The organism is Candidatus Latescibacter sp. (genome assembly GCA_030692375.1).
Taxonomy (GTDB): domain Bacteria; phylum Latescibacterota; class Latescibacteria; order Latescibacterales; family Latescibacteraceae; genus JAUYCD01.
In genome coordinates, this window is record JAUYCD010000138.1 from 1 (window position 1) to 8659 (window position 8659).

Annotated in this window: 4 protein-coding genes; 2 read left to right on the top strand and 2 right to left on the bottom strand. The window is 51.8% G+C overall.

The window, feature by feature from the left end; all coding sequences use genetic code 11:
- The first annotated feature begins 546 nt into the window (after positions 1–546).
- Together Q8O92_08535 and Q8O92_08540 are read left to right on the top strand one after the other, a co-directional pair.
- Positions 547–2898 (top strand): DNA internalization-related competence protein ComEC/Rec2, encoded by a 2352-nt coding sequence (locus tag Q8O92_08535; protein ID MDP2983361.1) that lies wholly within the window; start codon positions 547–549, stop codon positions 2896–2898.
- 134 nt (positions 2899–3032) lie between these two features.
- On the top strand, positions 3033–5681 hold the full coding sequence (locus tag Q8O92_08540) for a patatin-like phospholipase family protein (protein ID MDP2983362.1): 2649 nt from the start codon (positions 3033–3035) through the stop codon (positions 5679–5681).
- A gap of 324 nt (positions 5682–6005) precedes the next feature.
- Here Q8O92_08540 and Q8O92_08545 read toward each other — a convergent pair whose 3' ends face one another.
- Positions 6006–7589: an AAA family ATPase gene (locus tag Q8O92_08545; GenBank protein ID MDP2983363.1), complete on the bottom strand. Its 1584-nt coding sequence runs from the start codon at positions 7587–7589 to the stop codon at positions 6006–6008.
- On the bottom strand, positions 7586–8251 hold the full coding sequence (locus Q8O92_08550; GenBank protein ID MDP2983364.1) for a phosphopantothenoylcysteine decarboxylase: 666 nt from the start codon (positions 8249–8251) through the stop codon (positions 7586–7588). The genes Q8O92_08545 and Q8O92_08550 overlap by 4 nt, the downstream gene beginning before the upstream one ends.
- Positions 8252–8659: the final 408 nt, after the last annotated feature.

Sequence of the window (8659 nt, forward strand, 5' to 3'; positions counted from 1 at the left end):
ACAAGTTCGGCATGATACGTGCACTTCGACAAGCTCAGTGCTCGGTCAGCGGACTCTGAGCCTGTCGAAGAGTCCGCTACATCCTGAACTCGTTTCAGGGTCTGAACAATGAGTGATCCTCCTTATTAACCAGCCTGTAAAAAGCCTTGTGAAAAACACTTTATTGAATAAAATTCCCGCTTTTTCTAAACTCACCTCTTGGTCTCCTCTCTATTATAGAGAGGAGATAACTCGTTGCGAGCCTTATTGCTCCCCCTCTATAGGATAGAGAGGGGGTTAGGGGGTGAGGTTCGGCGGAAAAGAAAATAACAGGCATTTAGACTTTTTCACAAGTCTTTAAAAACGCTTACATATCTCTCGCTGTCGAAAAAATCGGGTGAATAAGTAAAATTATAATATACATGCACTCATGAAGTCAATTGTAATTATCTTCAACAAATCTTTTTCAAATTTTTTATTTTCCTGTTTTTATTTATGTTCGATACTGCTATTTTCCTCCTGTCCGACATGGTTCCGTGATCCCACCGACCCCGGAAGTCAGGTTTCATGAAAACGAACTATCCCCAGCCGAAAGTGAAAATCCCTCTGGCCGGGTCTGCCATGAAAGCGGCGGCCTTTTTTTCTCTGGGAATTCTGGCAGCAGCGCAGATTCCCCTGCGCCCTCTGACATCCGGTATCATTCTCGGAGCGATGATCTTCCTGACCGGAATTTTTTCCAAAAAAGAACGGTTCGGCAATGCCCTGGCTTTTACCACTCTGATCTTTGCGGGGATGTTCGCCTTTGCAGCCCAGAACACCGTGCAGAGACCACTGCCGGTTCCCCCGGAATTTACATACATCCCTGTCAAAGCCGAAGGCTCTCTCAGCGGAGATGCCCGTATCCAATCAGGCAGCACCTATTTCATCCTGGCCTGCCGGAAGATTTCCACAGACAGCACCGTCTATGGTGAAACCGGTCTTTTGCCCTGCGTTCTCTATAACAAACCCCTGTTCCTCACCGATGGTTCCCGGGTTATTCTCCGGGGATCGATAAAAAGTATCCGCCATCCCCTTGCACCAGGGAAATTATGGCGCGTACCCGCAAAAGCTCCGTTCGCCGACCGGTTGAACATAGATTCGTCATCTCTGGGAATTACCATCACAGATGAAGGAAGATTCTTCTCTGCTCTCAGAAACACTCTTACAGGCTTTATCAACCGGTATGATTTCATGGGACAGAACGGACTTCTTCAAGCCCTGACCATCGGCGATCTCCGCGGGCTTTCCCCGGAAACAAGGGCGGAATTCACCCAGACCGGCATCGCCCACCTGCTGGCGGTTTCGGGAATGAATGTGGGAGTGCTGGCAGTCTCCCTGAATTTTCTGTTCGTCTTCCTCCCCATAGGGAAAAAGATGCGCCTCCTTGCCGTGATCATCCTGCTCTTCCTGTATACCGGAATCTGCGGATTTCAACCGCCCATATCCAGGGCGTTCCTCATGGCCGCGATACTCATGGGCGCCCAGTTTTTCGAACGTCCCCCGCGCATGGAACATACCCTGTTCCTGGCGATTCTGTTCATCCTTGCTGTCGATCCGGGAGCTCTGGGAGGCGCTTCTCTTGAGCTCTCCTTTGCGGCGGTATGGGCATTGATAACTTTCTATGCTCCGGTCATGAACCGGTTCCGGGGAATACTGCGCACCCGCAGATACCTGCGTCCCGTTTTTGGATTGATAATTGCCACTTCCGTCTGTACTCTGGCAACCGCTCCCATAGTGGCGGCGCATTTCGGCGCCATCCCCTTTCTCGCCCTTCCGGTCAACATACCGGCTGTCCCCCTGGCAAACTGCATCACGGTCCTCGGGTTGGCAGCCACCGGGGTGATCGCACTTGGCGCTCTTGCGGCGCCGCTCGCCCAGTTTTTAGTGTTCATAACCGGAATTCTCCTGACATCGCTCGCCCATCTCGCTCTCTACGCCTCGAAAATACCCCTTTCGTCTTTAACCGTCGGGAACGCCTCCCCCCTTTTCGGCGTCGGGATGGCCTGCTGGCTCTATATCCTATCACGTTCCCGGAGAAGACCGGCTTTCCAGAAAGCGCTCCTCTATATCCCTCTCACACTGATCCTGGTGTTCACCTGGAGACCGGTCGCAGACGCGTTCCAGAAAAAGGGTGAGGGAACAGCGGTCTTTTTCGATGTAGGACAGGGAGACGCCGCACTGGTTGAGTATCCCGGAGGTCTTAATTTTCTGGTAGATACCGGGCCATCCTATCGTAATCACACCGCCGCGGAATCCATGGTTATCCCCAGTTTGAGGAATGCAGGCATAAAAAAACTGGACGGGGTCTTTCTCACCCACATGGATACCGATCATGTCGGGGGCCTTTCCGCCATCCTGAAAAATATCCCGGTAAAGGCTCTCTACTGCCGTCTGTCGATCTGCGATTCACTCCGGAAGATCTATGGCGGCCGGGTGACCGGCCTTTCGGCGGGAGATTCTCTTTCATTTTTTGGGGGAGGGATTCTCATTATATCTTCCGGAGAATATTCTATGGTGCATCATAATGAGAACAATGCTTCCCTGCTTATGAGGTTCAGCCTGGGCAGCAGCGCTATTATTTTCACCGGCGATATCGAGGGAGACATGCAGCACGCTCTGCTACCCTGGGGACGGGCGCTCCGGGCGGAAGTACTGAAAATCCCTCATCACGGCGCAGCGGGTCTGGACAGCGATTTTGTCGGCGCCATCAGCCCCAAAACAGCGATAATCTCCTGTGGAATAAATAATCGTTACGGACATCCGGCCCAAACCACACTCAACGTTCTCGACAAGCAACATTGCACCATACGCCGCACCGACCGCGAGGGGAGCATCATTTTCCGCCCCCCTGATTTCCGGACGGCGGCGGAATCATTTTGATGTAAGAAAAATGTTCAAAATATGGTATATTTTAGAAGAAAAAATATGTCTCGCAAAGTTCGCAAAGTCAAAAAAGAATCCAAGTATATCGTTAAATCAGTAAATTTGAACACCCAATAAGGTATCGAGTAGATATGTTGAAACGATTTTTTATCCCTCTATTTCTAATCATTGCGAATGTCCATTTCCTTGGTGCGGAAACATTCAGCATCGCCTATGAAAACGGGCGGGTGGTGAGACGGTATCCGGAAAAGTCCCACCCGGTTATCGGTTTGGCGCTTTCCGGCGGAGGAGCGCGGGGAGTTGCGCATATCGGAATCATCGAGGTTTTGGAAAACAAGGGTATCCGGGTCGAGAAGATCGCGGGGACCTCGATGGGAAGCATTGTCGGAGGGCTTTATGCAGCCGGTTATTCACCGCAGGTACTTGCAACATTCTTTGAAAACAATGATTGGTCGGATATTCTCAAAAGCGACCCGAAACGAAGGAGCGCATATATCAGCCAGAAAGAAGCCAACCGCTGGCCCCTTGTGGAAATGCGCTTCAACGGCCTCAAGGCGCAGATACCGACCCGATGGTCGTCCGGGCAGCGGGTCATATCCACCCTTTCCTGGCTGACTCTTTGTCCCTCTTTTGAATGCGGAGGCGATTTCGACCTTCTTCCCATACCTTTCCGCTCGGTCGCCACAGACCTCAATACCGGAAATGCCGAAGTTTTTAAAAGCGGCAGCCTGGCCCGCGCCATCCAGGCATCAACCACCATTCCCCTCTTGTTCAACCCTGTCGAATGGGACAACAAGCTGCTCGTGGACGGCGGCCTGATCAACAACCTCCCCGTGAACGTCCTGAGAGACATGGGGAGCGATTTTGTCATCGCTTGCGCAATCGAAGAGAGTATGCATTCCCCCGAAGAATTGAAAAACCCGGTCAACATCGCCGACCAGGTCACCAGTATATCGATGCGGAATATCACCAAGATTTCCCGTGAACAGGCCGATTTTGTCATAAGTCCGGACATGGAAGGTTTTTCATCGACCGATTTTTCGCGTATTCCCGAAATGATCGAGAAGGGAAGACAGGAGGCCCTTCAGACGGTTCCAGCCCTCCTGGATTCACTGGCGAAAATGAACGACCGCTACAAAAAGGCATACATCCGGGAGATCACGGTTGCACCCGAAGCGGAGAAGGATTTTGTTTCCAAAATCCTCGCCGGATTTGTGGCCGCCGGGGCAAGCAATCCCTGGCCGAGGATTCTGAAAGGAATCGAGGAACTCTGGGCTACCGGACGGTACTTCTCGATCAGCGGAGAGGTTGACGAGAACACCGGGTCGCTCCGTGTCGCTGTTATCAGGGTCCCTCAATTCATGTCTGTACATGTCCTCGGAAAAAACCGTGACGCGGTCATCGATACCACCGAAGTATTCTCTTCCGATACTAATCTGCCTCTGTCCATCGACAGCATAATTGAACGCATGGATTCTCAGATTCGACTGATCCGATCCCAGGGATATTCCTTTGCATATATCACCTCGCAGGAATTGAGCGCGGCTCAGGACACATTGAAAGTTACGGTCACCGTTCCCTCACTGACCGGCGTGTTCATGGACCCTAACATGAAAACACGGCCATCTCTGATCACCCGTGAATTTGATATGCTGCCGGGCGATATCTTTGATTTGAACAGGATCATGGCGTCGATGGACAATCTCTACGGCACCGACCTGTTCGATCAGGTCTCTACAGATGTGGAACCACTGAACGGCGGGGTAGGGCTTACCATTCATCTCAAGGAAAAGAACTGGTCTGTAGTCCGTCTAGGACTCAGATATGACGAATTCAACAGCGCCGAAGGACGCCTCAACATCTTGCAGGAGAATATCCTGGGATCCGGGAATCAACTGGGAGGAACCCTGCAGGCCGGCGAGCGTAACCGTATTCTCATGGTGGAAAACCGGAGCGACCGGGTATATAAATCCCTTTTCACGTTCAGCATAAAGGCCTATCAGCATCTCCGGAAACGGCCGATTTATGACAATCACCGTTTAGTTTCCGATTATGATGATGACCGTTACGGTTTGGTCTTATCTGTCGGACAGCAGATGGACAAACTGGGGAATATGGTATTTCAGTTCCGGAACGAATCCTCCTGGACCCGCTACCCGGATTCTCTGAAAGACCATAACGCACACCGCCAGTTCCGCAGCATCACCGTCCGCTCGATCATCGACAGCTACGACCGCTATCCATTCCCGCAAAACGGCAAGCTGAATGTCGTCTATGTGGAGAATTCCTCGAAATTCCTCGGTGGAACCGAGCAGTATGTGAAAATTTTCTGGGGCAACACCCAGGTAAAAACTTTCGCGGAGAAACACGCGGTTTCCGGCTCCCTGTTTCTGGGCACTGCCGATCCCTCGATCCCCGAAAATGAATTATTCACCCTCGGCGGAAATCACACCCGCCTGGACTGCTACAATGCCGAGACCGGCGGCTCGCTCTTCTACTCGGACTTCATGGGTCTTATGAATGAGGAAAAGAGCGGGACCCGCCTGGCGGCGGCGAGATTATCCTACCGTCTTTTTATACCACGCTATTTCTACTTGTACCTCCTTTACGGCGCGGGGAATGTCTGGGGAAAAGGCGCCTCGATACGGGCGGATTCGCTCCTGCAATACTACGGAATACGGGGATCGTTCTCCTCTCCGTTCGGCCCGCTCTCCCTAGGCTGGGGCATCACCTCAAAAGGAGAAGACCGTCTGTACATGACCGCCGGATGGGAGTTTTAAAGGCAAGGATGAAGGATGAAGAACTATAATCCGGCAAAAGTGTTTCAAAGTCCTAAGTTCTGTCAAAACCTCACCCGGCCTTTGGCCACCCTCTCCTAATTAGGAGAGGGTAATGATATTGCTCGCAACGAGTTACCCCCTCTCCTGACTAGGAGAGGGGGACAGGGGGTGAGGTTTAAAAACAGAGAATGAGCAAAATTTCCTTTTCCCCCGGATCATGAAGGATGAACCATGATTTTAGGGATTCAAAGATGATATAGATGAATCAATCTCAAGAAAAATCAAGCTAATCACCTAATCATGCAAATCAGGGTTCAGACTTTTTTATTTCAGCATTACCGCCTGAATATGCGAAGAAATCCGGTCGAGGATCCGCTTGCTTTTGGAGGCGTTCCGGGGGAGCTGGATGGTGTAAATGCCCTTTTTGAGGCCGATGATGAGTTCGTACCTTTTCCCCAGCAGGCTGCCCGACTCGGCAACCATGCAGGTCTCGATGCGGATGAGTTCTGTTTCCATACGGTCGTCGGGCATTTCCAGAATGAGCCGCCGGTCGGTCAGGATAAGGTCGCAGTTCTTCCGGGCTGATTTGCCCGGTTTGGCGGGAATTGACACTGTCGGACCGGAATTGAACAGGTTTCCGCTGGTAAAGATGATGATGATCTTTTCCCCTTTTTCCAGTGCGACCCCGCTCGCCTGGAGCCAGACAGCATAATTTCGTTCGAGAACGTCATAGGGGAGCAGCGCTTCACAGAGCTTTTCCACTGCTTTTACCCCCTCATTGTTCATGTCGGCATGACATGTGGGGCATTCATTAGAGACGGTGTCTGCCATATTCCCGCATGCCGGGCATTTACGGTATAGGGGGGTGTCGCATGTAAGGCAGTAGCGGCGGTCTTGCGGATTCGGTTCGGTACAACGGGGGCAAGGAATGGAATGGAGAAGCGCTGCTAAAGGGCTTGGCGCTTTTTCAGCTTTTTGGGGGAGAGCGGGTCTGGACTCCGAAGTGGATGGCGCCGGCTCGGGCTTCGGACGGGCGGAAGGCTGGCGGCCTTTGATATAGGCAAAATAGTGGAAGCTGTCGCCGGAGGTCTCCATGTCACGGCAGGCGATAGACACCTCTACAAACCCGATACGTTTCACTCCCTTGGAAAATCCGACCAGCAGGCACAAGTCCGCCACCGCGCAGATAATACGCGGGCAGCCCTCCGAATAGTTGTATATGCCCTCGAATGCATCGTCGGTAAAAATATCGGCGGCGGCGCCGACTTTCCTGAGCCGGAACTGTACCAAAGAGCGGGTGTCGTTGAAATCAAGGTTCTTCAGAAAGAAGCGGACAGGCAGGCGCTGCCAGAATTCAGGCATGTCGCGGAGGATGCTGTCCAGGGGCTTCTGCCCGGAAAAGATGAAAGTCAGAAGAAAGGCGTCCGATACACAGAAATTGAGGAGAATTCTGAGCTCGCCGAGGATGTCGGGCCTCTCTTTGAGCATTTGGCCCTCGTCTACGATAACCACTACCTTGATGTTCTCGTTGTAGTGGGTAAAGAGGCGGTCGCGGAGGTAATTAAGCGAGCGGATCTTCTCCTCCGTATGCAGCTCTCCGCCCAGCTGGCGGGCGATTTCACCGATGATCTCGATAGGGCTCAGGGTGGGATGATCGATGTAAACCACCCTGACTCTTCCGGCATAGTATTCTTTGAGGTCGTTCTGCAGCCGGGCGAGAATAGAGGTTTTCCCGTTGCCAGCAGTGTCGGAGACGAGGAGCGCTCCCCCCTTGTGGGAAAAAATGGCGTATTTCAGGCGCATGAGACATTCGGCGTGCTGGCCCGAAAGATAGAGCATCTCCGGATCCGGGGTCAGGGAAAATGGCGGCTTGGTCATACCCCACCAGGTGAGATAGTCTTCGTTCATGACATCCTCGAGACAATGAACTCCGCAATTTTTGCCGCAATCTCCTTCTTGCTTGAAGCCCGATCTATAATCGTCCCTCCCGGCGCCACAAAGATCGCTTCGTGCGCATCCGGAGCTACACGGTCAAGATCATTTGCCACTACCATATCAAGATTGTAGCGGCGAAGAGAGTCGCCTGCCCGTGCAGCCAATTCCTCCTCGCTCACTCCGGCTTCAAGCTTGAAACCCACCGTACAGGCATCCGGCAGGAGTTCGCGGATGAGAGCGATGACCTTGGGCGCCCGGACCAGCCGTACATCCCAGAACTCGGTGGAGGAGGGCTGTTTCCCCCCCATTTTGCATTCGGGAACATAATCAAGAACCGCCATGGCATGAACCACTGCGCGGATATTTCCGCTCGCTGCGGTAATTCGTATCTGTTCGATCAGGTCATCGATGGTGACCACTTCGACTTCTTCCAGAAGGCTGCTCACGCTCACCGAAGGCGATTCTCCGCCAAGGCCGCGTATGAGTTTAACCCGTATACCACGGGAAACAAGAGCTTCGGCGACCCTCGCTCCGAGCGCTCCGGTAGAGGTGTTCGCAATGTATCGCACCCGGTCCAGCCATGCACGGGTCGGACCGGATGTCACCAGCACTTTTCCGGGAGATTTTTCATTCAAGTATGTCATCAGGTAAGTATTTCTTGAAAATACAATAATACGGTTATGTCTTTAAGTCAGCAACAAACGGTAAATGAGAGAAATTGTGTGCTCCTGTGTCTTTAAATATCCCACCTGCCTTCGGCATCCCCCCTTATTAAGGGGGGAATATAGGGAGAGGGTTCTGTCAAATCCTAATAAATGTTTACATCCAGGAACAATTTTCTTTTCCCCCCCTTAATAAGACGAGGGCGACAAAAGGATAATTTTGACATAAGTTGTTATAAATAAATGAATATTTAGCTTGACATGGCGGTTTAGATTTATTATATTTAAGGTATTGTTATGAAAGGAGATAAAGCCGCCATGCAACATATTGTAGATCCACGACAAACGAGTTTGATTGACCCTTATACAGGGGTATTTTCG

Bases quoted from the DNA above. Each gene is read 5' to 3' on its own strand.
- Q8O92_08535 (MDP2983361.1), top strand. From the start codon at position 547: ATGAAAACGAACTATCCCCAGCCGAAAGTGAAAATCCCTCTGGCCGGG.
- Q8O92_08540 (MDP2983362.1), top strand. From the start codon at position 3,033: ATGTTGAAACGATTTTTTATCCCTCTATTTCTAATCATTGCGAATGTC.
- Q8O92_08545 (MDP2983363.1), bottom strand. From the start codon at position 7,589: ATGAACGAAGACTATCTCACCTGGTGGGGTATGACCAAGCCGCCATTT.